Here is a 229-nt window from a genome sequence, read left to right as displayed (position 1 = left end):
ACCCGGACCAGTACGTGAAAGGCGCAATCCAGACCTGCGGCGCGGGCTTCTTTGTGTGGTCAACGGTACTGGCTTACAACGCGGACAAACTGAAAACTGCGCCGACCAGTTGGGCGGATTTCTGGGACACGCAAAAATTCCCGGGCAAGCGCGGTTTGCGTAAAGGCGCCAAATACACCCTCGAATTTGCCTTGATGGCCGACGGCGTGGCGCCGAAAGATGTGTACAC

At 57.6% G+C, this 229-nt stretch carries 1 protein-coding gene; it reads left to right on the top strand.

Features of this window, described 5'->3' with window-relative positions; all coding sequences use genetic code 11:
* Nucleotides 1-229, top strand: a 229-nt coding sequence (locus AAEZ06_RS28435) for an extracellular solute-binding protein (protein ID WP_350617558.1), incomplete at both ends; no start/stop codon positions are given.

It is taken from the genome of Pseudomonas sp. HY7a-MNA-CIBAN-0227 (assembly GCF_040310325.1).
In the GTDB taxonomy this organism is placed as follows: Bacteria; Pseudomonadota; Gammaproteobacteria; order Pseudomonadales; family Pseudomonadaceae; genus Aquipseudomonas.
The sequence above is the reverse complement of the archived record's forward strand: the minus strand, read 5'-3'. Positions and strand labels throughout refer to the sequence as shown.